Here is a 25,117-nt window from a genome sequence, read left to right as displayed (position 1 = left end):
AAAGCTTGGTCGAACCTGTTTTTGGGTATCAAAATTCATCATTTTTATCTCCTAAATTGCCCAAAAATCGATTGACCTCTAAGACCAATGGAGAAAAACTCGGCAAATAGGCGATTCTACTCACCGGAAGTATGGATCTTCCTGCTTGCCATTCCCGTGATTTCCGCAATCAATTTTTACCTCACCTATTCCAATATCAAGTTCAACAGCTTCTTTGCAATCCGCTATCTCATAGATACGCTCCAAGGCTACGCCGCTTGGCTGATTGTCCGCGAGATTATCTTTTGGTTGGATCGCAGGCTCCCCTACCAAGCCGGCATAGGTAAACGAATCCTGTTACAGGTTATGCTCACGACGCTAGCGGGTCTGGCATTTATTGCCATTTCGACGGAGATCCTGAGTATCCTTATCAAAAACGAACCTGCCCCGATCGACTTCTACTCCATGGACCTGGTTATCATCGGGATTTGGTTTTTTGTGATCAACGGTGTGTACATTGGGATTTACTTTTACAAAAGCCTGGAAATCGCCGGGCAGAAGAAGCCCGAAAGTGAAAAAAAAGGGATTTTGGTCAAGACTGGCAATCAAAGCCTGTTGGTGCAGGACTCGGAAATCGCCATGCTCATCGTTGAAGACGACTATGTCAGCCTCGTTTCCTTTGCAGGGAAAAAATACCTCCTCGACAAGTCACTCGACAATTTGGAACAAACGCTTCCGCCCGATTCATTTTTCCGCATCAACAGACAGGCCATTCTCCATCGGCAGGCGATCAAAGGATTTTCCCGCATTGACAATGGAAAATTGAAAATCCAACTTGCCATGGAGACCAAATCCCTTCCAGAACTCAGCATCAGCAGGATCAAAGCAGCTGCATTTCGGGCTTGGTTTATTCCTGCATGATGCATTTCAGGGTGAAAATCCTATCATTTCAAGCTTTTCGACCATTCCGGTCCTGCATCGGGCTATTTTCAGCTTTTACTTTTGGGGAAAAAATACAATGAAAAAAACCCTCATTTTAATCTTGCTCCTCGCGGGCAGCCTCCTCCCGGAAGTTTCCGCACAAGCGGATTTTCAAAAAGATTGGCGCAATTTCCCCATTGTTGTATCGCTGCAATTCCACGCCATCAGCATGCCGTTCCGGAATATGGGCTCCAACTTCAAGAACTTCGGCCTGGGCATCGGAACCGAAGTCAGCCACAACGGAAGCCAAAATTGGGTACAGCAATTTGAAGTCGTTTGGTTCAAAAACAAAGCGAGCGGCAATGGTATCCACCTGAGCACCCAAGTTGCTTGGAGGCCAGGTTTTGGATCGGGTGTATTTGGCGAGCTGAAGGCCGGTATAGGGTATCTGATTGCCAAGCGGCCGGGCGATGCTTGGGCAATGAAGGATGGTCAATGGGAAAAACTATCCCACGGCAGAAAAGGCAAGTTGACGATTCCGATCGGTATCGGCGGCGGATATTATTCCTACAGCGACAACACCTTTGTTTCTCCATTTGTAGGCTATCAGGTATTGTTTGTGTCCAAATACAACGCAAGCATTCCCATCATGCCGCAATCCCTGGTCCAATTTGGCGGCCGCATCCATCCCAACTATTCCAACACCATTGTTGACTAGATCCATGAAAACATACGCTATTTCTATCCTATTGAGCATTTTTTGCATGCAGGTACATGCGCAGGACTGGTCTGTCAGGGCCTGTGCCGACAAACCCAACGAAGCTGCCAATCCGGCCTTGCAGGATGCGCTGGAAACGCTGGTGAAAACCGGGATCCCCGGAGCTGTAGCGGTCGTGTACAAAAAAGGGAAACTTGAGCACTATGCCGCAGGATATGCCAGCATTGAGGACAGGGTTCCCATGGGGACTTGCCAAGGCCACTATCTCCAAAGTATCGCCAAGCTCTACCTAGCGGTCACCGTGATGCAACTGTCGGAAATGGGAAAGGTGGAATTGGACCAAAAGATCGGCCAATACCTTCCTGCGGAGGTTTTGGATTTGCTGCCCGATTCGCAACAAATCACGGTGCGCATGCTCCTCAACCACACGTCTGGACTTCCCGAATACAACGACGTACCGCTGTATGTCACCCGATTGCTTCAAAACCCCGACAGAGTCTTTGAGCCCATGGAGCTATTGGGCTATGTAAATTCGAAAAAGCTCGATTTCGAGCCGGGAAGCAGGTATTCTTACCGGAATACCAACTACCTCGTATTGGCACTGATGATGGACCACTTGACCTTAGACCATGTAGCTTTCATGAAAACCCAAATCTTCGACAAATTGGGTCTTCAAAATACATTCTATCGGATTTCCCCTGCATCACCAGCCAAAGAGGCCATTGTCCAAAGTTATTGGGACCGGTTCAGTGATGGAAAAATCGAGAACATCTCCCAATTCCAGTGGAACAATGTGGCTTCCATGATCGGCGACGACGGCATTGTCAGTACGCCCGAGGATGCCATTCTATTCTTGAGAGCGCTGATGGAAGGAAGATTGATTTCCGAAAACTCCCTTCGGGAAATGAAGTCTTGGGTCAAAACCGCAAAGGGCGTCGAAGAATACGGTCTCGGCTTGGACTTGGGGAGATTTGCTGGACAGGAGGGAATGGGTCACAGTGGCGGAGGTTTAGGATCCGGAACACAGCTCTACTATTTTCCAGAAAAAGACCTGTATGTATTTATGGGCATCAACCTGGGCACCGTGACTGCGAGCCCTATTCATGAGAAAGCCGAGGAAATTTTGGAGCATATCTATCAAGTCCTTCTCAAGTAGGGGAATTGATAGCGCGCCTTAAGGTTTCTTTCCGAATTCCCAAAAGTACTCCCGATCAAATACCCTGGAGTAGACAAACTGAGGCAATTCTTCGCGATACGGCATCAAGTCCCTGAATACCTGCTGCTGTGTGGCATGGGCTTCCATCATATGGACCAAGGTCGGAAAGTACTGGGTCGTACGGACCGAAAAGTCTGGAGGGGGCAATCCCCTCCCCTCCTTTTGATAGTTTTTTTGGAAGCCCGGGGAGATTTCCAGTGCGATGGCAATCTGCTTGGGAGAGAGCGTCAGTTGAAAATACTGTTTCGGAGAAAATCCGGGATGCCCATTTCCTTCCAGGTACACTTCTTCCAACGCCCTGGAGGCTGCCCGATGATCGGGATGTCCATACAAACCCACCTCGCTGTCAAAACTCAACAGGATATCGGGCAGGTGTTTGGTGATCATTTCCCGTGCTACCTGCTTGATGGTGTCCATCGAGACATCCTTCAGCCCGCTGTCGGGAAAATCAAACAATTCGAGTGCATGTAGGCCCAAAATCTTGCCCACCTGTTGAATTTCATTTGTTCTCGTGGACCCCAATTCGGATTGAGGTACGAGGCCGTTGGTAGGACCCGCCTCACCCCGAGTCAGGTATACCAACACGATCTCATGCCCAGCTTCCGAAAGCCCGATGAGGGTGCCACCCATCGCAATCTCATCATCGGGGTGGGCAAAAAACGCCAAAAACCGTTGTTTGGGCTCATCAGGTACCAAGCTGGCCTTCACCGGAATATCGCCCGGGTGAAGCATCCAGCGCCCCAGAAGCATTCCGCCCGCTGTCAGCAGGATCATCACCAAGACGGCAATGAGGAATATCAGCCCGACAGATTTCATCAGAAATCCTCCTTCAGGGTGGCGAGGTAGCTGACCAAATCCCGGATTTCCCTGCGACTCAGTACCGCCTTCATATCCGGCATGCTGGATGGTGCGTCTTTTCTGGTTTTGACATTTGCCTTCATGACAAGGGTGTCAGGACTTGCACCTTTTTTGACCAAAATAGACTTACTGTTTTCCTCGGCAAGGACACCTACTACCTTTTTTCCGTTGTCAAGTTCCAAGGTGACCACCCCGTATCCCGGTGCAATCCGCTTGCTCGGGTCGATAAGAGATTCCAGGATTTCCTGCTTGCTCAGCCGCTTCGCAATTCCATTCATGGCTGGACCTACATTTCCGCCCATGTCATCATACGCATGGCAGCGCATGCATTGTCCAGTTTGGGATTGGAAAAAGATGCTGCGTCCTTTGGCGATATCACCCCCATTGAGGCTGCTTTGATAGGAAGCCAGAGCGTCACCCTTCCAAAGTTGGTTGGAAGCGTGCTCGTACTTCTCCATTAAAACGCTATCTTTTGTAGAATCCACAGCCTCCGACAATTCCAACAAGATATCTGTCGGCAATTTCCCGGCGGACATTTGTGCCAATAACTTTTCGAAACTAGCCGAGGTGTTTTCTACGGGTACTTTACCCAATGCGACCAAGGCAGCTTGCTTCTCTTCTGTAGTCCGCTTTTCGATGACTTCCATCAACAGCTTGACTTTGAGTTCCTTATCCAAGTCCAATTGATCCAACAACGTAAGTCCGGCCACCCGCACCGATTTGTCCGTATCAGCCAAAGCCGATTCAATGCCTTTTGCGGTCGTACTTGCATTCATCTTCGCGAGGGATTGAATGGCTGCGATTTTCACCTCGGGGAAACGGTCGGATTTCACCATGGCCAACAGCGGCTCAGCACCTTCTACGATACCCAGTCTCCCGATCGCCTTTGCAGCGGAAATCCGCAACTGAGGTTCTTTGTTGGCCAACATTTGCAGTAATGCCGGCGATGAAGCAGTTCTGACCAAAGCGCCATCCCGTGTCACCTCGCCCCGGTAGTGGCCGTCCACCCTATCCAAAACGGAGGGCTTGGTCCAAGTGCCCAAAGCATCGATCGCCTCCTGACGCAGTGGCAAGGGTACATCCGGCTTTTGGATGTAAGCCACCAGGTTTTGCATGGATTTCTCCGTCCCGACACGCAGGTTGGCGCTGATCGCGCGACGGATAAGGGCTTCATTGGAAAAGGAAGTCGTCACCAACAGGTCGCCCAATGCAGGGAGTGCGGCTTCGATGGAATAATCATCGTTGATGGCTCGGGCAGCTTCAGTCACGATGTATTCATTTGGATCTTTGAGGAATTGCTCAATCCCCGGATGTTCCAGCCGTCTCAATGCCAATACAGCACCCAACCTGACCGCATTGCTGGGTTCAGTGGCCAATTTCACCAATTCATCAGGCTGATTCAACCTTGCCAAAGCCAAGGAAGCTGCATGACGGATATAGGCATCTTGGTCGTCGTTGTTTTCCAAGAGCGCAACCAAGGATGGAAAACCGGGTTGATAACCGATTCTACCGATTGCCTCCGCACCAAAGAACCTTGCCCTCGGATACTCATCTACCAAAAGTGCCAGCATAAATTGGCCAGCAGGTTCATATTTGATATCTCCGAGCCACTTGGCAGCTTGGGCACGGATTTCAGGATCCGAATCCTTCAACAATGGGATGATCTTTTCCGCGTATTTCTTGTCCTTCATCCTAGCGATTTGGCTCATACCTACGATCGCATTGACCCGGGCAAGTTGGTTGGAAGTCTGGTTCATGGCTTTTTCAAAAACCTTGGCACCTTTGTCTCCCCTTTTTGCCAATTCAAACTGTGCCTTGCGACGGATCCGCATGTCTTCGTAGTACAGATGGTCTTCCAATTCGGCTTCGTCCATTTTCGAGTAATCCAACTTGATGCGGCGTTCAGTTTCTTTTCTTGCGGCCCAATTTTGTCCTTCCTCATCGTCGAGCTTCCAGATTCGGCCGTAATTCTTGGCTCCCCAGCCATTGATCCAGTCCGCCACATACATTGATCCATCTGGTCCAAAATCAATTCCAGTTGGCAACACACCTCCTCTTTGAATCGCTTCGGTCTTTGCCAATTCGAAGGTGGCCCCGTTGGGTTTCAGCTGGAATGCATGGATTCCCGAACGAACGGGGTTCCCGACGAACTCTACCACGAAAAAGTGGTTTTTCCAGCGCTCAGCAAGCGCGGTGCCCGGATTGTAGATCATCCCCGTGGGTCCGTTGACATAATTGATGATACACGGCGTAATGTAGGCAGCCTGACCCTCGTGTCTTGGCGTGTACATTTTCTCGTCCATCCAGACTTTGTAGGTATTGTTGTCAGGATCACGGTACTTGCCAAACTGCCAATTGATACGCCACCCGGTGTCTGAACCATTGACAAGGTAGACCAAGCGCTCGCTTTCGCCGCGATGGTCTCCATCGTTGTCGACTGAGATGAGGTTGTTGTACTCATCCCAAGTGAACTCGTGGGTATTGCGCACACCCATCGCGAAAACCTCAAAGTCGCTGCCATCAGGATTGGCCCTGACGACGACACCGCGGTTGGGATACTTGTGGACATTGCCGTCCTTATCGGTGCCATTGAATCCAATATCGCCGATTCCCCAATAGATCTTTCCGTCAGGGCCGACTTTTGCACCCGACATGCCATGTGAACCAAAGCCCACATGTACACCATAGCCATTGGAAATCGATGTTTTCTTCTCAAAAATACCGTCGCCGTTCTCATCCTGAAGTCTCCAAAAATCGGGAGCGACACCGACGAAAAGATCGCCTTCGTGTTTGGTGACCGCAAGCGCCAAGTCCGTGATTTCCTCATGAAAATCATATACCGCCCGCTGTGTCCAATCTGCCCGTCCATCGCCGTCAGTGTCCCTGACCTTGAACACGCTCTCCTTCTCGATCATCAAATCCTTCCAATCGTGAGAGCCGTCTTTATTGAGATCCGTGAGCCATTCGTTTTCAGCGCTTCTCTCTGGTGCAAATTCCTTCCGTAGAAAAGCCCTCCGATCCTCAAAGGTCTGCCAGCTGATCGAGGGGATTTCCCACTTTTGATGGCCGCGGATGTCAAATTCAGATATTCCAAGGCGCTCAGAGCTTACATAGTACAATGCACCTTCCTCGTCTACATAAATGGAAACCGGATCGATAATCATCGAATCCACTGCCCAAACAGACATTTTGAGGCCTTCCTTCAGCGTCGGTACAACGGTCGCCTCTAATTCGGAGGCCCTTTGATTCACAATTCCTGAATCAAATTGGGTAATTCTTAGATCAACTGGCTCTTCCTGCTTTTTCTTGCAAGAACCAAACATGGATCCGACTACAACAAAAATGGAAACGACTAAGGGTAAATTGGGTCTCATAGGTTTTTGGATGTTTTACGATGGATTTCCGAAAACAATTTACCAAAATAGGAAAATGGCAGTTGACAATTTTGATAATCGGCGAAGAAATTCATTTTCTGATTGCCATGATTTTCCTACTTTCAAACCAATCAACATGAACTATGTCCTATCTGAACCATATCACTTCGCCCACGCTCCTGATCGATGAGCAGATTTGCCGAAAAAACCTCCAAAAAATGGCCGAAAAGGCCAAGAGAAATGGAATGAAACTCGTGCCGCATTTCAAGACAGCGCAATCTCACGTCATTGGTGAATGGGCCAAGGATTATGGAATCAAGGAAATTACCGTCTCCTCCATCAAAATGGCGGAATACTTCTGTGGGCACGGTTGGGAAAATATCCACATTGCATTTCCGTTTAATCCGCTCGAGGCGAAACGGCTGAACAGATTGGCCAAAAACCAATCCCTTTCCGTCCAACTGATCAACGAAACCACGACCCAAACACTGGTCGACGCACTCGAAAACCCCGTGGGATTTTTCATTGAAATCGATGCGGGCTACGGCAGGACAGGCGTGCAGTTTTCGGATTTTGGGAAAATGGAAGCCATCCTGCGTACCGCCAAAAAATCCGACAAACTCAAGTTCAGGGGCTTCTATCTGCATGCTGGACATACCTATTATGAAAAAGACAAGGAAGCGGTCTATGACCAAACCCGGGCAGCTTTGGGCATGCTCAAAGCCAAATACCGCAGCGAGTACCCAAACCTAATCACCAGAACTGGAGATACGCCGGGATGTGCGGTGATGGAAAACTTTGGGGACATTGACGAAATGGGTCCTGGCAATTTTGTATTCTTTGATATGATGCAAGTGGCTTTGGGCAGTTGTACAAGAGAGGAAGTCGCCGTCGCTCTTGCGGTTCCCGTGGTGGATATCCAGAAAGAAAGGGGTGAAATCCTGGTCCATGGCGGCGGAGTGCACCTTTCAAAAGACTATCTCCCTGGGCCTGACGGAGGAAAAAACTTCGGCGAAGTGGTATTCTTGACTGAAAACGGCTGGACAATTCCCAAGGAAAGATCGTATCTGAAAAGTATCTCCCAAGAACACGGCCTGATAAAGGCCTCATCGGAGCTTTTGAAAAGAGTCAAAATCGGGGATTTGCTAGGCATTCTTCCGATCCATTCATGCATGACAGCGGATTGTATGGAAAGCTACATGAGTATTGGCGGGGAGGTGATTGACCATGCCGAAGGCGCACGTCAAGGCTGATTAAAATACGCTCGATAAAAAAGAATGCGTGCTGATTGGCGGCACGCATTTTTTTTGAATCGTCTTTAACCGGATGCTAATAACCCAGGATCTTGAGCATGCTTTCGCTTTTTTGCTCCGGAGCAAAAAGCCAATGCTTGATGCTGCCGTCCTTTTCCCGGTCAATGATAACGTGCTTCGGCGCTGGAATCAGACAATGCTGAATCCCTCCGTAGCCGCCAAGTGATTCTTGATAAGCGCCAGTGTGGAAGAAGCCGATGTATTGTTTTCTCCCCTGTTCGATTTTTGGAAGGTAAATGTTGAATTGGTGCGCCTCGGAGTTGTAGTAATCCATGCTGTCGCAAGTCAAACCGCCGAGGTTGATGTTGTGGTATTCCTCATCCCAATTGTTGACCGCAAGCATGATATACTTTTGGTTCAAACCCCAGCTATCCGGCAATTGGGTGATGAAGCTCCCATCAATCATGTACCAAAGTTCCTTGTCGTTTTGGAGCTTTTCATCCAAAATCGAATACAAGACCGCACCGCTCTCGCCTACCGTGTAGCTGCCAAATTCGGTGAAAATGTGCGGCTCGTCCGTATGGTTTTTGGCACACATCCACTTGATGTTTTTGACGATCTGCTCTGCCATATATTGGTAGTCATAGTCAAAAAACACGTTGTACTTGATCGGCCAACCTCCACCGATATCCATCGTGTCGAGGCTCGGCGCGATCTTCTTGAGGTCCACGTACTTTTGAATAAACCGCGTCAACTCTGACCAATAATAGGCAGTGTCCTTGATGCCTGAGTTGATGAAAAAATGGAGCATTTTCAAGGATACCTTTGGGTTATCCTTAATCTTTTCTTCATAGAGTTTGATGATGTCGTTGTATCGGACTCCCAAGCGGGAAGTATAGAAACCAAATTTGGGTTCCTCGTCGGCAGCGATACGGATACCAACTTGGAATGGCACTTTGACATGCTCGAGGTAATAGTCGATTTCAGTCAGGTTGTCCAAAACTGGAATGCAGTTCACAAATCCGTCGTTCAACAACTCTGTTATGTATTGGCGGTAAAGCTCGCGCTTGAAGCCGTTGCAGACGATGTAGGTCTCTTTTGTGATTTTCCCTTTCTCATACAGGCTACGCACCAATGGGATATCAAAGGTGGAGGAAGTCTCGATGTGGATGTCGTTTTTCAAAGCCTCATCCAATACAAAGCTGAAATGGGATGACTTTGTGCAATAGCAGTAGGTATAGTTTCCCTTGTAGTCGTGCTTCTCGATCGCGTTGTTGAAGTAGGTCTTTGCATTCTGGATATTCTCGGAAATCTTGGGCAAATACGTCAACTTCAACGGAGTTCCATAAGCCTTGATAATCTCCATCAGGTTCACACCGTTGAAATGAAGCTCATTGTTTTCAACGTGAAATTCTTTTGTGGGGAAATCAAAGGTCTGCTGGATGAGATCAATGTACTTGTTCATGGGAAATGGGGGAACGGTTTGAAAACGAGTCGCAAAAATTGCGGATTATGATGGTTATTCCAATGAAAAAAGGGAAAATCCCGCAGGACTTTCCCTCAATTTAACATTCAGATCATATGTCCAATCAGTTACCTGCAAACAGCTCTCTTTTCAGAAGTTGGCTTTCCCTACCAAACCGCTCCTGATTTTCGATCACGCGCTTCAGAATCTGCTTGAATCTCATCTCCTCTTTCAGTACTGAAAAAACTCTTTCCAAAAACGCTACTGTGTCTTGCTCCTCAGATTGATAGAATTTGACAGCAAACGTATCCAATTCACTGTAAAACTCCACTGACCCTTTACCAGGCTGACCAATCGCCAACAATCCATTGAGCAATGGCTGTATCGACTTGTAGGACTCACTTACTTTGAAATATGCTACCTGGAATACTTTCTTCGACTCGGGGAAATTTGGGAAGCCAAATCCAGCGAGTCCAGCAATCTCGACCATAGACTCTTCAGCGAGTATATCCCTGACACCTTTAGTAGTCTTGCCGGAAAAGTCTTTTTTGGAAATCTCCCTGAATGGGTATGTTTCTTGGATTTGGGTGCCGGATTGGAGATGCTGAACTGCCATGACGCTAATCTTTTTGTGGAATCGAATAGATGTTTCAAATGTAGAAAAGGATTTTTTATTATCCTAATTACCCTATAATTTTTATAGGGTTATTATCCATTTTTTTTTCCTTCCATGAAAAAGAGTTCGCTAAATGTGCGAAAATTCGGCTCAAAGGCCCGCCAACTCCACGATGGACTTATCGAGCACGGGCAGCATCTCGGTACGTAGTTCCGCAAAAAGCTTTCTGATTCGACAGGTATCTTCGTCCACGCATTCCCCGCAGGCCTCATAAAATCGCTCGGACACGCAAGGTATCAATGCTATCGGCCCATCGATGATGCGCATGAGGTGGGCTACGGTGATCTGTTTTGGATCTTTTGCCAAAGAGTACCCCCCTTCAGCCCCGCGAAGGCTTTTCACCACCTGATGGGTTTTCAGCTCGCGTAGGATATTCTCCAAGAATTTATAGGGAATACGCTCGTTTTCGGCAATTGTCTTTGCCGAAATCGGGACATTTTGTTGGTGCTCGTACAAATACAAAATGGTCTTGATGGCGTACTTGGCTCTTTTTGACAGCATGAGGTAGATCTTGTGCCGCCAAAATAACAAAAAATCACCGCCGATCAGTCCATCCCATTCATTATTGAACCGCTAGGTAAAATGTGCGGATGCTCAAGATGATCACAAGCAAGCCGACCAAAGTCAACAACACTCTTGGATTAATCACTTTAACAATCCTTGCAGCAAAAGGTGCAGCCATCACACCGCCTAAGATAAGGCCTAAAACCGGAGCCAAACTCAATTCTTTCACAAAAAACAAGAAAGTGCTGGCACTAGCCAATGAAACGAATATCTCTACAAAATTGCCTGTACCGATCGCGAATCTGGGAACGTGGCCTTTGCCCAACAAAGTCGAGTTGACAATTGGACCCCAACCTCCGCCGCCAATGGCATCCGCAAAGCCTCCAACTCCTGCCAAATAGGGCAAGCTCCTGCTTTGGGCATTGAATTCGCGCTTTTTTCTCCGGATTACTTTTGAGAGAATGATCAAACCCATCAAAAGCAAATAGGCGGCTATAAACGGCTTGATTGCGTTGCCGTCGATATTTGAAAGGAAATAAGCGCCGAGAATCGCTCCAACCACACCAGGAATCAACAGCTTTTTTGCAAGAGACCACTGCACGTTGCCCAATCTCCAATGTGAAAACCCGGAAGCAAGGCTTGTAAATACCTGTGCAAAATGTACCCAAGCACTTGCCACTGCCGGCGGGATTCCAATCCCCAATAAAATGGAATTAGAACTCACTCCATACGCCATACCCAAAGCACCATCTATAGTCTGAGCTACAAATCCTACCAACAAAAACCAGAAAAACATCTCGTAATCCATACCGGCAAACCCGTCAATAGCCCCTGAGAAGGATTTGAAACTGATGAGGATGACAAGTACAAAGCAGAAAGCAAAGAACGCTGACCATAATGGTTCCTCTTTCAGTTTGATGATTACTTTTTCCATATATCCGATTTTTTTGGTAGGAATTATTCTCCAAATGTAAAGCCAAAAAAAATTCAAAACAACATTTCCTATAATTTTTGTAGGGAATTAATTTACCAGGAAGTTTAGCCTTCACCAAATACGAAGTATTCAAATCGTCAAACTATTGTTATACAACGTATTAAAGGATCAAAAACAAAATAAAAACCCCGAAATCCATCCGGGGTTCTTTTCCCAAATTAAAAACCTATTGAATCAATTATTGTGTCAAAATATTGAAGCGAACCGTGAATCCGAAAGTCCGCGGATCCCCGAGTACAGCAGCATACTGTCCCGAATTGCCTGCGCCCGGCAACAGCTGCTCGAAGTATTGGGCATCAAAGAGGTTTCTGGACCAGACAAAGAAGGATAACCCGGAGCTGGCTCTAAAGCCGGTTCTTGCATTGACCAGGGCGTAACCGTCTATGTTCATGAACTCCGAAGGTGATGGGCTCGAAGAAAACTCAGACCTGAAAAACAACTCAGAACCGATGAAATACTCACCACTCAATCCGAGGAACCTGCCCTTGGTTGATGACCATTCGGTCCCAAAGGATCCAGCCCATTTGGAAACTCCGGGCAAGCGGCCACCTGAGATGTCTTTGTAAGTCTCACCTCCCACTTCCTCCAAAGGCACAGGCGCATTGGTGAACTTGACATATTTGGCATCAGTGTACGCCAAGGCACCGAAAAAGGAAAGGTTTTTCAATGCCCTCCAATTGGCATCCAACTCGAGACCATTCACATTCACTTCCTCGGCATTGGCCAGATAGCCTCTGTTGACGGAGAGATCAGGTGTCTGGACCAAGGTTTGGTAATTTTTGATATCGGTGTTGTGGTACACCAAGTTGAGGGTTGTATTCTTGGTGGGGCTTGTCTTCAGCCCAAATTCGTAATGATATACTTCCTCTGGGGCAATCCGGGCAAGTTCGATCATGGTCCTTCCGTTTTCCCTAGGTAGTCCACCCAGGTTGACGCCCACGGGCTTGTAGCTGGAAGAATAGGTACCAAAGGCATTGATCCGCTCGTTTGGTCTGTATGAAAGGGTAATCTGACCCGAGAAATTGGATTCATCCACATCCACGATAAAGTCCTGGTCATTGTACACGGAGTTTTTCAAAGCCAGTAAGGCAGGGTCTGTTGTCTGCAGCCCGCCGTATGTTTCGCGGTCATATACCACGCTTTTTTCGTCATAATTCCACCTCAACCCAGGCAATACGTGAAACTTGTCAAACACCTCCCAATCCAATTGACCAAAAACAGCACCGCCAAAGGACTCCAGCACACTGGTGGTCCTGATGCCGTATCCGTCCAAAAGGCCCGGTGTTCTCCACAGTGGATTTTGGTTGTTTTGTACGAATCGCCACTGGTGAATCCCTGATTCTTCGGTATGGTAAGGACTGGTCTTTAGGTTTTGCCACAATCCAAACACGCCAATCACACCGCTCAGCTTGGAATTGAAGTCTCCGGCATACCTGATTTCCTGTGACCATTGGTCATGTCGGGAGGGTGCTTGTGAAAGGGCCAAGGCCTGGAGGCCGGTAAAATCCCGGTCATTGGATGGACCCCAATTCCAATACCGCCAAGCGGAGGTTGAAGTCAGGGTACCGCCGCCGACTTCAGCGTCGATGTTGAGCGAAACACCGCCAATGTCGTTGTTGGACCGCCAAGGCGTATCATGGTCAATCACACGATCAAAGGGATTAGTCGTCGGAAGCTGGTAGTCGAATTCGGCTATGATTTGGTCAAACTGTCTAAAAGGCGCACGCTTAGTCTGAACTACTCCCGCGACGACTTGTGCATATCCATCAGGTCGCTGCCGGGTAGCATCTGCTGCCAACAGGATCTCCAATTTGCTCGAGGGGACAAAAAGCAACTGACCGCGCACACCCAGGTTGTTCAGCGTATTTGTGTTTTTCTGCGTCGCCTCGTTGTAGACCAAGCCGTCCCTGGTAGTTCCCGAGAATGAAAGCCTTGCCGCCATGGTTTTTGACAAGGGTCCGGTGACAGAGCCTTTGGTCTGGATAAATCCGTAATTGCCGAAGCTTGATTCTACCGTAGCATCATTTTGGAACCTTGGCCTTCTGGTGCTGATATTGAATGCTCCGGCTGTCGTGTTTTTCCCGAACAAAGTACCCTGTGGCCCCCTCAGCACCTCAATCTGATCGATATCGATAAAGTCAAGGGTAGTCACGGCAGGTCTCGCATAATACACACCGTCCACATAGAATCCTACCCCCGGATCGATGCCATCGTTGGTCAATCCAAAAGTGGATCCCAAACCTCTGATGTTAAGCGTAGTGTTTCGGGGATTTGAGGTGTAAAGCTGAACCGAAGGAACAAGCTCCTTCAATCTGTTGACGTTAAAGGCCTGGGTTTCCTCGAGCAATGCCCCGCCTACCACGGTGATCGGGATTGGCACGGCTTGGATTTCTTCCTGTCGACGGCGGGAAGTCACCATCACCTCGGCCAAAATCAGGTCTTCTTCCAACAAGAAATCAAGGGCACTTGCGGCGGGCGCATTCAAAATCAGCGACTGGGCCTTGAAGCCCACAAAGCTCACCTTTAAGGAAAGTGGAAAGGATTTGGAGGTGGTGATCGAAAACTTGCCTGTATCGTCGGAAATACTGAAGTCGTTGGTTCCCTCCAAGACGACTGCCGCCCCGATGATGGGATTTCCCGCGGTATCCTTTACTGAACCCTCGATGGCCTGCTGCGCGATCGCATAGCCGAGGATGAATTGGCTGAGCAAAAATGAGAGTATGGTTCTTTTCATATTGGAAGATTTTGAATAGTTGATGGCCTTGAGAGACATAGTTATAATTTATATATATTATATCTTTTTAGTATGATATTGATTCAGTATTAGTGGAAAGTTTTGATAGGCCCAAAAGTAATTGGTGAAAATTTATTTTCCTACATTTCCTATAATTTTTATAGGATTTAAAATAACATTTTTAACCAGCCTTGGAACATGAGTATCATGGACGAACCGATTTAAACTCATAAACATTTGTTTTGCTCGGTTTTTCTCCAATATTTACATGATTAATCACACCATGCATCGGCAACAATCAGGTTTTTTGGTCCACAAAGGACTCAGTTTCCCAATCGGGCCTTCCATCCACCACGAATCGTTCAATTTTTGCCTTTTCTCCAAAAATGCAGAATGGGTAGAATTGCTGTTCTTCGATTCGGTCGAAGATATGGAGCCCAGCCATGTGTTCCGATTGGATCCAAATTTCAACAAAACCTACCACTACTGGCATATTGGCATCCACGGATTGAAAAGCGGGCAACTCTATGGATACCGCATCCAAGGTCCCTATCAGCCTGAGAAAGGACATCGGTTTGATGCTTCTAAGGTTCTTTTGGATCCTTACTCCAAAGCCGTTGCCATCCCAAAAAATTACAACCGCAAAGCGCTCAACAAATTTGGCAACAGTGACGCACCGTTTTTGAAAAGTGTCTTGGTGGATCTTTCGACTTACGACTGGAATGGAGATGTCCATCCAAGGCGTCCTTTTTCCAAGACCGTTATATACGAAATGCATGTCGGCGGATTTACCAAAAACCCCAACTCCGGGCTTCCACCAGAGAAGCGTGGGACGTTCTTGGGTTTGATAGAAAAAATCCCTTACCTCGTAGATTTGGGTATCACTGCTGTGGAGCTCTTGCCTGTATTCCAATTTGACGACCAGGATGCGCCCGAAGGATTAACCAATTATTGGGGATACTCCCCGATATCGTTTTTTGCACCCCACCAAGGGTACAGCACCTCAAATGATCCATTGGCGGTTTTGGATGAATTCAGGGACATGGTCAAAGCCTTGCACCAAGCCGGCATTGAGGTGATTTTGGATGTGGTATTCAACCACACCTCGGAAAATGATGATACCGGACCGACTTACACTTTTCGGGGGATTGACAACAGCATCTATTACATCTTGGACGAGGACAAGTCCAAATACAAAAACTACTCCGGAACGGGCAATACCCTAAACGCCAACCAATCGATCGTCAGACGGATGATCTTGTCCAGCTTGCATTTCTGGGTAAGGGACATGCATGTGGACGGCTTCAGGTTTGACTTGGCTTCGGTATTGTCCAGAAATGAAAAAGGCGTCCCGATCGAAAACCCACCGATTCTTTGGGATATCGAATCCGATCCGGTTTTGGCTGGCACCAAATTGATCGCCGAGGCCTGGGATGCCGCCGGACTCTACCAAGTCGGTAATTTCACCGGTGATAGTTGGAAAGAATGGAACGGAAAATTCCGGGATGATATCAGGAGTTTTCTCCGAGGGGATAAGGGAAAAGTCGGACTTTTCGCGACGCGGCTCATCGGTAGCCCGGACATGTATGAAAAGATGAACCGAGAGCTCGAAAAGTCCATCAATTTCGTGACATGCCACGACGGATTCACTTTGAATGACCTCGTCAGTTATAACAAAAAGCGGAACCTCGCCAACGGCGAAAACAACCGCGACGGGCATAATGATAACCTAAGCTGGAACTGTGGCGTCGAAGGACCGACTGACAACCCAAAAGTCCTTGGACTCCGGAAACGTCAGATCAAAAACTTCTTGGCTTCCAACATGCTTGCACTCGGTGCACCCATGTTGCTCATGGGTGACGAAGTATGCCACACGCAACAAGGAAACAACAACGCCTACTGCCAAGACAACGAACTGACATGGTTTGATTGGGAACTGGTGGAAAAAAATGCTGACATATTCCGTTTTGTGAAAATCCTGATCAAAAAACGACTCTTGCGTGAAACATCAAAAGCCACGTTCAACATGAGTCTCAGGGAGCTTTTGGGACAATCCTTGATTTTTTGGCATGGCACCAAACTCAACCAACCTGATTGGTCTGAGCATTCCCGTAGTATCGCGCTGACGGTTTTGGCGCTGAGCCGCAAGTTTGCAACCCACTACCTGATCAATGCATACGACCGCGAGTTGTTGTTCCAGCTACCGGAAAACATTGAATCAAAACCTGTGGCCTGGAAGCGGTGGATAGATACCAACCTTGAATCGCCGGAAGATATATGCCTGTGGGCGGATGCAAAGCCCTACGTGGGATACAGCTACAATGTGGCACCGCATTCGATGGTGGTGTTGATTACGGGATTAAAAGAAGGGGGATTGAACGGTCAATAGGTTTCATCCCGCCACCTCGACAATCTCGGCGGACTCGAGATAACAGATAAACCCTTTGGCAGGGAGTCCCGTCATCTCTCCCACGAGAGCCATGTACTCAAGCAGCTGGATCATATACTTTTCCTGGGCCTCTCCCGTTTTGAAATCAACAACTCTCACGCAATCTTTGCCGACCAAGATCCTGTCAGGACGCTTTTGCTGGCCACCGGGAAGGATGATGCCCTGCTCGACCATTGTCGGATATTCACCCGAAAACCAAGACGCAAAAACGGGATTATCGAAAAGTCTATCCAATTGAGACTTTACTGTCTCCTGTTCTACCTGGTCAAGCCTTCCCTCAAAATGAAGTTCCTCCAAACCGATCATCACCTCCGCTTTCGATCCTGATTTCTCCAACAACTCATGGATCATACTTCCAAACTCACGTTTCCTTCGCCGTTCCAAACCACTTTCTGAAAAGTCACCGGCAAATTCCCGTACCTGTAACAACTCATCCCAAGCTTGGTATTCCCAACGCAGGGGAACAACTGGAGGGGAAGGAACCGTTTGTTGGGACTTTTTAGGCCATATACCCAATTCATAAACCCGAGACTCGGCATCGTATGAACCATTTTCGCCCTTTCCGACCCGTTCAACATATTGCTGAACAAAATTCTGAATACTGTTTCCCTTTGGCTCTTTTTGAAAAGGCAAAAGTCCCCAAAGCACTTCTTCCGCCCGGGTAAACGCCACGTAAAGCATGTTGAGTGAGTCCAGATAGGACATTACCGCCTCGTTCCTATAAAGTTCCGCAAACTCCGATTCCCCCAGACTCTTTTCCAGGCGAACCGGAATTATCGCCGAAGTTCCCGTTCCCTCCGGTTGAAATGGGGCCCAAAGGATATTGTTTTTCGTCGTGTCAAAAATCGTCCATTTCAAAAATGGCATAAGAACGACCTTAAACTGTAATCCCTTCGACTTGTGAATCGTCAAAATCCGCATTGCTTCATGGCTCTCCGGGATTTTTACAGTACGTTTCCCTTTTTCCTGCTCCCACCATTCCAAGAATCCCGCCAAATCGGCACGGTTGAATTGGGTGAAATCATATACTGCTTCCTTGAATGCCGCGATATATGCCATCTCCAGACCTTCCCCTTTGATACCAAGCTGCTCAATCAACTCCTCCACCAGCTCCATAAGAGGCAATTTGATCCATCCTGATATCTCGTTTTCAAAACCAGCTATTCCCCTCTCAACCCAATCGGGCCCATTTCCGGAGGAAAAAAGCGCATGTCCGATTGCATTTCCCTGACCGACTGCATAGTAATACCACATCGTCTTCCAGGCCAACTCGTCCTTTGGATCCGACAAGTAGCGCAAAGCAGCTTCCAAGGCGACTACCGCCACGCTTTTGGTCAGAAACATCGATTCATCGGAAAGCACGTCAAAACGATATCGTGTGTCCGGGTGGAGATGGGCATATTCCATCAGGCAATCGGCAATCTGCTCGCCCTCGGCCTTGGTCCTCACCAAAAAGGCAATATCCCTCAGTCCATAGCCTTTTTCCTGCAATTCGATGACCATTTGGGGAACCTTAGCCAAAACCTGGCCCAAGAATTTCCCTTCCTCGTCATCCTTGTCGCTTTCTAATACCTCAAACCTTACCAAACCATCCAAATCCAGCTTGGATTTGCGGTCTGAGACATTTTGAAACACCTCGCTGTATGCTTTGGAAATAATGCCCTGTCCGTTGGTACCAAAATCCCTTTCAAGTTTGGATTCAAATGCTTGGGGCAAATGCTTGAATAGAGCGTTGTTGAAATCAATGATATTTGGAAGGCTTCTGAAATTGGTATCCAGATTTTTCTCTTGAATATAGTCCAGACCTATTTCGGATTCGACTTCCTCGAGCATCAGCCGCATATCCCCTCCCCTCCAGCGATAGATCGACTGCTTGACATCGCCTACGAGCAGATTGGCGTTCCCTTGTGCCAGACTATTTTGTAAAAGCGGCTTGAAGCTGGCCCACTGGAATCCCGAAGTATCCTGGAATTCATCGATCAGGAAATGTCGGAATTGGTTTCCCACTTTTTCATAGATAAATGGCGCGTCAGTCTCGGCGGTAATCTCCTTCAGAAATTCGTTGGCATCGGATATCAACAGGATGTTTTCCTCGTCTTTGACGGCAGCAAGTTCATCCAAAATGTACCGAAATAGTCCAAAAACGTAAATGTTACGCCCGAGAGCGATGATCGTGTTCCAGCGCTGTTCCAGTTCTAAGGCCTTGCCAATCAAACTTCCCAATCCCTCCTCATAGGCCGAAATGATTGCCTGAGCACTTTTGCTTGTTTTTGTATACCATTCATTGACTGATGGTGGAAGTTCACCTTTTGTATTTCTGAGATCAGCGATTGGATTGGGCATTTCACCAAATCGGTCAAACTTATTGGCAAATGACCTTGAACCACCTTTGAAATCCGTCCACTCCAAACCATGCCTTTGTCGGATTTGATTGGCTTGTACTTTCAGGTTTTTAGCTTCGGCAATGATCTCTGCCCTGCCCGTTTTAATGTATTTTTTTAAAGCTTCAATGGATTCCCTCTCATCCAGAAAAGCCCTGATTTCATGGCCATACTTCTTGAAGTCCTCTTGAAAAATCTGTTTGGCCAAATCACGGATGTTTTTCCTGATATCCCAAGATTTACCTTCCTGGATCTGTTCGATAGCATATTCGACCATCCATTGGTGCAATTCCGCATCGGAAACAGCTTTTTCCACGACCCTGTCCACTGTTTTTGACAGCACCGCGTCTTGATCCAATTCCAATTCAAATTGGGCGTTGAGATCCATTTCGCGTGCAAATGCGCGGACAATTTTTTGGAAAAAACTATCGATTGTGCTTACGGAAAAACGTCCATAATCATGCAGGATCGCAGAAAGCGCCAGATCTGCTTTTTCCTTTAATCCCTCTTCCCCACAGCCCAATGCCTCCATGAGCTCGGCATCCATTGTTTCCTCAGGCATGACCTCGACGCGCAGCCTTGCGAGCTGGCTTAAGATACGCTCCTTCATCTCATGCGTTGCCTTGTTGGTAAAGGTGACCGCCAAAATGCTGCGGAAGGAAATCGGGTTTCGCAAAGCCAGTTTCAGGTATTCCTTGGTCAGGGTGTAGGTTTTTCCCGATCCCGCGGAAGATTTGTAGATGACAAATGGCTTGGTTTGCATGAGTTGTTCTTTTTAAAAATGACGCACCATCACCCTATAAAAAAACCTCAAAATGTCTGGAATAAAAAATCGATGACGGAGAATGTCGGGATTTTGTTAAGAGATACTTCAATCCGCCTTTTTACCAAAAAGCCAAAAATCCACGGAAAACCTCCCTGGCCCAATCAGGAAAATCGCCCAATAGGCCACCATGTACAGGTAGGGCAGCTCCTTGGTCCCGAAATCATCTGCGCCGTGCACGACCAACACCGCAACGGAGAAGCCAACCGCAAGCATCAGCGACGCCGGCCTGGCCAAAATCCCGACCACAATCATCAGCGTGGCTACTGCCTCCAAACTTCCCATCATCACCATAGTCAGGTTCTGGCCCAAACCCAAAGGATCGGGATAGCTGATTTCCCCCCTCCACCAATTGGCAAGCGTAGGCCATCCGTGTCGAATGCTCATCGGCAAAGCCACGCCGACGCGCAACAAAACCTTTCCGAAATCAGATAGCCTTTCGGAATTGGTGTTTCTTGAAAGCAACCAATCAATAAAATTCTTCATTGCCAATTTGGCTTTTTAACAAAAAACTAATCGGAAAATATGGTCAAATCGGGGCTATTGACGCCTGGTCTTTTCCCGAAATCAAAACGTGGATTGCAGCAGATCAGCCTTGCTGATCCGCGAAAAATCCAGTTCCATTTCATAGCGCAACCAAAACGCATCCTCAATCCGATCCGCATCACTGATATTTGGAAACCGTACATAGGAAGTTCCCGCACCAGGAGGCCAAGCAGCCGCGACTGCCCGCAGCACGATCCTGCCGTTTGAAAATCCGATCTGCGGTACCAGCAGGGCATTGGTATTGCCATCGGTAAGACGGGCCGTGATAAAGGTGCCCTTTTTGATCTTGCCTGTTTCGGTATCTATTTCCATGACCAAACTCACCCTCGGCCCGCCACCGACTCCATATCCACTTTGGAATACACCTTCAAATGCCCCCGGCACCACCTGATGCCGCGTGATCGAATTGGTGGTGACGCTACCCCCATCGACCGTCATAACAGCGTACAACCTGCCCTCGTTCCAGGCAACCAAAACGGCCCTGCCATCCACAGGTGTCTCTTCATAACGTAACCTCCAAAGCGTCTCGCCTCGGGAGTTTTTCTTATGGATAAATGGGTCTTGATTATTGCTGCTGACTTGGTCAAAACCGGCAAGATAAGTATTGCCGGCAGCATCTACCGCAAAATGGTCGGTGACAAAGGGAATATCGTTTTCTGTATTTGGATTCCCTGAATCATCGGAACAGGACGCAAACAAGAACAACGTAATAACCCAAAATGCGGGAAAATATTTCATCGACTGAAAGACTGAATGCAGTCAAAGATAGGGAAACATCTTCATCCGGAAAAAAAGGGCACCCTGATCGTGCGAATCATATCTATTTAGCAATTTTTCAAGCTATCAAAAAATCGAATCTTTGATCTAGTTTGTATCATCCTCTTGTTAAATCATCGGTCAATTGCATGAAACGGGCCAAATGACTACCTTGAGGCTGAGAAAAGAACAGAATTCTCGATTGAATCATTGGGTTAGAAAATGAATTTCGAAGCAAAAGATCTCAAATATCTGACAGCCTACACCATCCCTCTTTCGGCTTGGCTTGCGCTCGAATGGCAAGGTGCATGGTCTTGGGCCACTTTGATATTGGCATTTGGTATTTTCCCTGTTTTGGATGCGATTCTCCCCGCTTCGACCAAAAACCCAAGTCCTGAGGAGGAAGTTTCCAGATTAAAGAATCGGATTTACGATGTGTTGCTCTACGCCTGTGCGCCGATCTGCTATTTGCTGCTGGCCGGATATTTTGGCGTCATCCAAAAAGGAGGGCTAACAGGAATGGAAGTGGTGGGGCTCACGGTCAGCATCGGGATCGTACTGGGCGCACTTGGTATCAACGTAGCGCATGAGCTCGGCCATCGTTCAAATCCTTGGGAGCAAATGTTGGCGAAATGGGGACTGCTTCCCGTACTTTACCAGCATTTTTTTATCGAGCATAATCGCGGCCACCACAAGCACGTGTCGACAGACAAAGACCCAGCAACCGCAAGAAAAAACGAAACCGTTTACGCATTTTTCCTGCGGTCGATTATCGGACAATATATAAACGCATGGAAGTTAGAAGGGGAGCTTCTGGAACGAAAAGGACAAAAATTCTGGTCCTGGCAAAATGAGATGCTGCGTTTCCAGATTTACCAAATCGCCTATTTAACCACGATTGGTTTGATTTTCGGATTAACCGTCGTGCCTTACGCTTTGGCTGTTGCGCTCATTGGCGTAATACTGCTGGAGACCATCAATTACATCGAGCATTATGGACTCCGTAGAAAAAAACTTCCAAATGGGAATTTTGAGCGGGTTTTACCGATTCATTCATGGAATTCAGACCATGAAATGGGGCGAATTGTGTTGTTTGAATTGACGAGACATAGCGACCACCACTACCTCGCGTCGCGTAAATACCAAATTCTCCGCCACATGGACGAAAGTCCACAGCTGCCCACGGGATATCCCGGCAGCATGCTTATGGCCTTGGTTCCCCCGCTTTGGTTCGCGGTGATCAATCAAAGGCTGGAGCAAAATCAGCGAATAGCGGAGGTTTGATGCTCCCAGACTACTTTTCGGCGATTTTTTCGGAGGATTTTTGGAAGACCTTTTCCAAATATCCATCGATACTTTCAGGTTTGGTCCAAGGGGAAAATCTCTTCACAGGTCTTCCCTTTTCATCCACTAGGAACTTTGCGAAGTTCCATTTGATTCGGGAGCTAAAGATTCCGCGTAACTTACTCTTCAAGTACTTAAAGATTGGATGAGCGTTGTCGCCATTGACGTCCACCTTGGCAAACATGGGAAAAGTCACACCATAATTGAGTACGCAGCCTTGGGCAATGGATTTTTCATCACCAGGTTCTTGGTTTCCAAATTGGTTGCAGGGAAAACCAAGGATCACCAATCCCTTGTCTTGGTACTTTTTGTATAATTTTTCAAGACCTTCAAATTGGGGGGTCAGGCCGCATTTACTCGCGGTATTGACGACGAGTACTTTTTTCCCTTTAAAATCAGCCATGGAAACTTCCTTTCCTTGAAGTGTCTTGGCAGAGAAATCGTGAAATGATTGCATGGACATCGTTTTTTTAATGAAGTCTCTAGAATCCGAAAATGTTTGGATAAGCTGGGAAAAAGTTTCCTAATGGGACCAGTCATACTTTCCAAAATCTTCCAAACAGGCCTTGAGTAGGCTGACACTATGGATGATGTCCTCCTTGTGTGCCATTTCAATGACCTGGTGCAGGTGCCTGGTCGGAATGGAGATCGCCCCAGCGATAGCGCCCTGCTTACCCATACGTTGTACTCCAGCGGTATCAGTTCCGCCCGCAGTAAGGATTTCGGGCTGCCATTTGATTTGATGGGTGTCGGCTGTCTTTTTCATGTAAGCTACCATCCTGTAGTCGCAGATGGTGGACGCATCCATGATCTTTATTGCAGTGCCTTTGCCCAACTCGGTGATTTTTTCATGTGGCTGTGCTCCAGGCACATCAAAAGCAATCGTGGTATCCAATGCAATCCCAAAATCAGGATTGATGCCATGGGCGGCCACATTGGCGCCCCTAAGTCCTACCTCCTCCTGCACGGTAAATGTAGCGTAAACATCATAGGCCGGGTTTTCCAGCAACCTCAGTGTCTCGATCAAAATATATACTGCAATGCGGTTGTCAATGGATTTGCAGTTTACACAATTACCCATTTCGATCAACTCGCGATCGCGGGTAATGGGATCTCCGACCGTAACGTATTTTTCTACCTCCTCCTTGGTCATACCCAAGTCGATAAAGAAATCAGTGGTTTGCGGCAGTTTGTTTTTCTCCTCTGCCGTCATCACGTGGATTGGCTTGCTGCCCATCACGCCAATCAGGTCTTTTTTTCCGTGAACAATCACACGCTGGGCCGTCAAAGTCTTTGGGTCAAAACCACCCAAGGTATGGAACCGTACGAATCCTTTGTCATCAATATGGGTCACAATAAATCCGATCTCATCCATATGGGCAGCGACCATCACCCGCTTGCCTTCTGGGTTTTCCTTTGCTTTTTTGATGGCGATAACGTTGCCGAGATTGTCGGCCTTGACTTCGTCTGCCAAGGGAGTCACCAAAGAAACGACAAGGTCCCGGATTCTTTTTTCATAGCCCGGGGCGCCAGGCGTTTCGCAGATTTGTTTGAGCAAAGTCACATTGACATCCATATCGTTTGGGTTTGGTTTTTCAAGCTAGCCTGCGAATTTGCTCAAATTCAACGAATATTGAAACCGGGATTTTAATCCAATACATATTCAATGAATATTGAACACTGCTATCCGCCATTGGTATAAATCGGAAATTATTCCTTGAATGCACTCGGACAAATAGTTAATTTGAAACCTACAATTAGAGATATGGGAAAAAAATTATTGCTCGTTGAAGACGATATTGTGTTCAGCAAGTTGATCTCAAAATTTCTCGACAAGAACGGTTTTGAGGTTTCAGACGCAAAAAACGGAAAAGACGCGCTTCAGATTTTGGAAGCCGACCATTTCGAGTTGGCAATCCTGGACTACAGATTGCCGGACATGAATGGACTGGACGTATTGACTTTGTTGAAGGAAAAAAGTCCGAAGGCAAAGGTCGTGCTGATGACCCGATTTGGGGAAGAAGCCGCGGCAAAAGCCATTGGCGCAGGTGCCGACGCGTTTATTTCCAAGCCAATCAATCCTGAAGAGCTCCTGGAAGTAGTCAACCGTCTCCAATAGCTACCAC

The 25,117-nt window shown here is 47.5% G+C and carries 19 protein-coding genes; 7 read left to right on the top strand and 12 right to left on the bottom strand.

Annotated features, from left to right (window positions below; all coding sequences use genetic code 11):
- Positions 1-87: 87 nt before the first annotated feature.
- The 3 genes from C943_RS21400 (at position 88) to C943_RS08980 (ending at position 2,774) form a co-directional block, all read left to right on the top strand.
- Entirely contained in the window at positions 88-900 is an 813-nt protein-coding gene (locus C943_RS21400) for a LytR/AlgR family response regulator transcription factor (RefSeq protein WP_051069555.1), read from the top strand.
- A gap of 97 nt (positions 901-997) precedes the next feature.
- Positions 998-1,618, top strand: coding sequence for a hypothetical protein (locus C943_RS08985; RefSeq protein ID WP_008626804.1), 621 nt, complete (start codon positions 998-1,000; stop codon positions 1,616-1,618).
- 4 nt (positions 1,619-1,622) lie between these two features.
- Positions 1,623-2,774 carry a serine hydrolase domain-containing protein gene (locus C943_RS08980; protein WP_157198492.1) on the top strand — a complete coding sequence of 384 codons (1,152 nt, stop codon included), beginning with the start codon at positions 1,623-1,625 and terminating at the stop codon, positions 2,772-2,774.
- 18 nt (positions 2,775-2,792) lie between these two features.
- Here the strand turns inward: C943_RS08980 and C943_RS21395 are convergent, their stop codons facing one another.
- Together C943_RS21395 and C943_RS08970 are read right to left on the bottom strand one after the other, a co-directional pair.
- Positions 2,793-3,650: a PIG-L deacetylase family protein gene (locus C943_RS21395; protein ID WP_008626788.1), complete on the bottom strand. Its 858-nt coding sequence runs from the start codon at positions 3,648-3,650 to the stop codon at positions 2,793-2,795.
- Complete coding sequence (locus C943_RS08970; protein WP_008626785.1) at positions 3,650-7,066, bottom strand: HEAT repeat domain-containing protein; 3,417 nt, start codon at positions 7,064-7,066, stop codon at positions 3,650-3,652. Before C943_RS08970 ends, C943_RS21395 begins: the two co-directional genes overlap by 1 nt.
- A gap of 143 nt (positions 7,067-7,209) precedes the next feature.
- Here C943_RS08970 and C943_RS08965 point away from each other — a divergent pair, with 143 nt between their 5' ends.
- Positions 7,210-8,319, top strand: a complete 1,110-nt coding sequence (locus C943_RS08965; protein ID WP_008626781.1) for an alanine racemase — start codon at positions 7,210-7,212, stop codon at positions 8,317-8,319.
- A gap of 76 nt (positions 8,320-8,395) precedes the next feature.
- Here C943_RS08965 and C943_RS08960 read toward each other — a convergent pair whose 3' ends face one another.
- From C943_RS08960 to C943_RS08940, 5 genes are all read right to left on the bottom strand, one after another.
- Positions 8,396-9,784 (bottom strand): arginine decarboxylase, encoded by a 1,389-nt coding sequence (locus C943_RS08960; protein WP_008626779.1) that lies wholly within the window; start codon positions 9,782-9,784, stop codon positions 8,396-8,398.
- A 124-nt stretch (positions 9,785-9,908) separates the two neighbouring features.
- A complete protein-coding gene (locus tag C943_RS08955) occupies positions 9,909-10,400 on the bottom strand; it encodes a hypothetical protein (RefSeq protein ID WP_008626775.1) in 492 nt (163 codons plus the stop codon).
- Positions 10,401-10,550: 150 nt separating this feature from the next.
- Positions 10,551-10,961: an RrF2 family transcriptional regulator gene (locus C943_RS08950; RefSeq protein WP_008626774.1), complete on the bottom strand. Its 411-nt coding sequence runs from the start codon at positions 10,959-10,961 to the stop codon at positions 10,551-10,553.
- A gap of 61 nt (positions 10,962-11,022) precedes the next feature.
- A complete protein-coding gene (locus C943_RS08945; RefSeq protein ID WP_008626773.1) occupies positions 11,023-11,898 on the bottom strand; it encodes a sulfite exporter TauE/SafE family protein in 876 nt (291 codons plus the stop codon).
- Positions 11,899-12,136: 238 nt separating this feature from the next.
- Entirely contained in the window at positions 12,137-14,692 is a 2,556-nt protein-coding gene (locus C943_RS08940) for a TonB-dependent receptor (protein ID WP_040479875.1), read from the bottom strand.
- Positions 14,693-14,975: 283 nt separating this feature from the next.
- Between C943_RS08940 and glgX the strand changes: the two genes are divergently transcribed.
- On the top strand, positions 14,976-17,081 hold the full coding sequence (gene glgX / locus C943_RS08935) for a glycogen debranching protein GlgX (protein ID WP_008626771.1): 2,106 nt from the start codon (positions 14,976-14,978) through the stop codon (positions 17,079-17,081).
- Between the two features lie 3 nt (positions 17,082-17,084).
- Here glgX and C943_RS08930 read toward each other — a convergent pair whose 3' ends face one another.
- From C943_RS08930 to C943_RS08920, 3 genes are all read right to left on the bottom strand, one after another.
- Entirely contained in the window at positions 17,085-20,285 is a 3,201-nt protein-coding gene (locus C943_RS08930) for a UvrD-helicase domain-containing protein (protein ID WP_008626770.1), read from the bottom strand.
- 108 nt (positions 20,286-20,393) lie between these two features.
- Positions 20,394-20,831, bottom strand: coding sequence for a DoxX family protein (locus C943_RS08925; RefSeq protein ID WP_008626769.1), 438 nt, complete (start codon positions 20,829-20,831; stop codon positions 20,394-20,396).
- Between the two features lie 81 nt (positions 20,832-20,912).
- Positions 20,913-21,629: a hypothetical protein gene (locus C943_RS08920; protein ID WP_040479777.1), complete on the bottom strand. Its 717-nt coding sequence runs from the start codon at positions 21,627-21,629 to the stop codon at positions 20,913-20,915.
- A gap of 240 nt (positions 21,630-21,869) precedes the next feature.
- On the opposite strand from C943_RS08920, the gene C943_RS08915 reads away from it, so the two are divergent.
- Positions 21,870-22,931: an alkane 1-monooxygenase gene (locus tag C943_RS08915; RefSeq protein ID WP_008626764.1), complete on the top strand. Its 1,062-nt coding sequence runs from the start codon at positions 21,870-21,872 to the stop codon at positions 22,929-22,931.
- Positions 22,932-22,941: 10 nt separating this feature from the next.
- On the opposite strand, the gene C943_RS08910 is transcribed toward C943_RS08915, so the two are convergent.
- A complete protein-coding gene (locus C943_RS08910) occupies positions 22,942-23,454 on the bottom strand; it encodes a glutathione peroxidase (protein WP_008626763.1) in 513 nt (170 codons plus the stop codon).
- A gap of 60 nt (positions 23,455-23,514) precedes the next feature.
- Positions 23,515-24,567, bottom strand: coding sequence for a M42 family metallopeptidase (locus C943_RS08905; protein ID WP_008626762.1), 1,053 nt, complete (start codon positions 24,565-24,567; stop codon positions 23,515-23,517).
- 189 nt (positions 24,568-24,756) lie between these two features.
- Between C943_RS08905 and C943_RS08900 the strand changes: the two genes are divergently transcribed.
- On the top strand, positions 24,757-25,110 hold the full coding sequence (locus C943_RS08900) for a response regulator (RefSeq protein ID WP_008626761.1): 354 nt from the start codon (positions 24,757-24,759) through the stop codon (positions 25,108-25,110).
- The last annotated feature ends 7 nt before the right edge of the window (positions 25,111-25,117 follow it).

The sequence above is a fragment of the Mariniradius saccharolyticus AK6 genome, from assembly GCF_000330725.2.
Lineage (GTDB): Bacteria > Bacteroidota > Bacteroidia > Cytophagales > Cyclobacteriaceae > Mariniradius > Mariniradius saccharolyticus.
The sequence above is the reverse complement of the archived record's forward strand: the minus strand, read 5'-3'. Positions and strand labels throughout refer to the sequence as shown.

Coding starts and splice junctions, on each gene's coding strand:
- C943_RS21400 (WP_051069555.1), top strand. CDS start 88: ATGGAGAAAAACTCGGCAAATAGGCGATTCTACTCACCGGAAGTATGG.
- C943_RS08985 (WP_008626804.1), top strand. CDS start 998: ATGAAAAAAACCCTCATTTTAATCTTGCTCCTCGCGGGCAGCCTCCTC.
- C943_RS08980 (WP_157198492.1), top strand. CDS start 1,623: ATGAAAACATACGCTATTTCTATCCTATTGAGCATTTTTTGCATGCAG.
- C943_RS21395 (WP_008626788.1), bottom strand. CDS start 3,650: ATGAAATCTGTCGGGCTGATATTCCTCATTGCCGTCTTGGTGATGATC.
- C943_RS08970 (WP_008626785.1), bottom strand. CDS start 7,066: ATGAGACCCAATTTACCCTTAGTCGTTTCCATTTTTGTTGTAGTCGGA.
- C943_RS08965 (WP_008626781.1), top strand. CDS start 7,210: ATGTCCTATCTGAACCATATCACTTCGCCCACGCTCCTGATCGATGAG.
- C943_RS08960 (WP_008626779.1), bottom strand. CDS start 9,784: ATGAACAAGTACATTGATCTCATCCAGCAGACCTTTGATTTCCCCACA.
- C943_RS08955 (WP_008626775.1), bottom strand. CDS start 10,400: ATGGCAGTTCAGCATCTCCAATCCGGCACCCAAATCCAAGAAACATAC.
- C943_RS08950 (WP_008626774.1), bottom strand. CDS start 10,961: ATGCTGTCAAAAAGAGCCAAGTACGCCATCAAGACCATTTTGTATTTG.
- C943_RS08945 (WP_008626773.1), bottom strand. CDS start 11,898: ATGGAAAAAGTAATCATCAAACTGAAAGAGGAACCATTATGGTCAGCG.
- C943_RS08940 (WP_040479875.1), bottom strand. CDS start 14,692: ATGAAAAGAACCATACTCTCATTTTTGCTCAGCCAATTCATCCTCGGC.
- glgX (WP_008626771.1), top strand. CDS start 14,976: ATGCATCGGCAACAATCAGGTTTTTTGGTCCACAAAGGACTCAGTTTC.
- C943_RS08930 (WP_008626770.1), bottom strand. CDS start 20,285: ATGCAAACCAAGCCATTTGTCATCTACAAATCTTCCGCGGGATCGGGA.
- C943_RS08925 (WP_008626769.1), bottom strand. CDS start 20,831: ATGAAGAATTTTATTGATTGGTTGCTTTCAAGAAACACCAATTCCGAA.
- C943_RS08920 (WP_040479777.1), bottom strand. CDS start 21,629: ATGAAATATTTTCCCGCATTTTGGGTTATTACGTTGTTCTTGTTTGCG.
- C943_RS08915 (WP_008626764.1), top strand. CDS start 21,870: ATGAATTTCGAAGCAAAAGATCTCAAATATCTGACAGCCTACACCATC.
- C943_RS08910 (WP_008626763.1), bottom strand. CDS start 23,454: ATGTCCATGCAATCATTTCACGATTTCTCTGCCAAGACACTTCAAGGA.
- C943_RS08905 (WP_008626762.1), bottom strand. CDS start 24,567: ATGGATGTCAATGTGACTTTGCTCAAACAAATCTGCGAAACGCCTGGC.
- C943_RS08900 (WP_008626761.1), top strand. CDS start 24,757: ATGGGAAAAAAATTATTGCTCGTTGAAGACGATATTGTGTTCAGCAAG.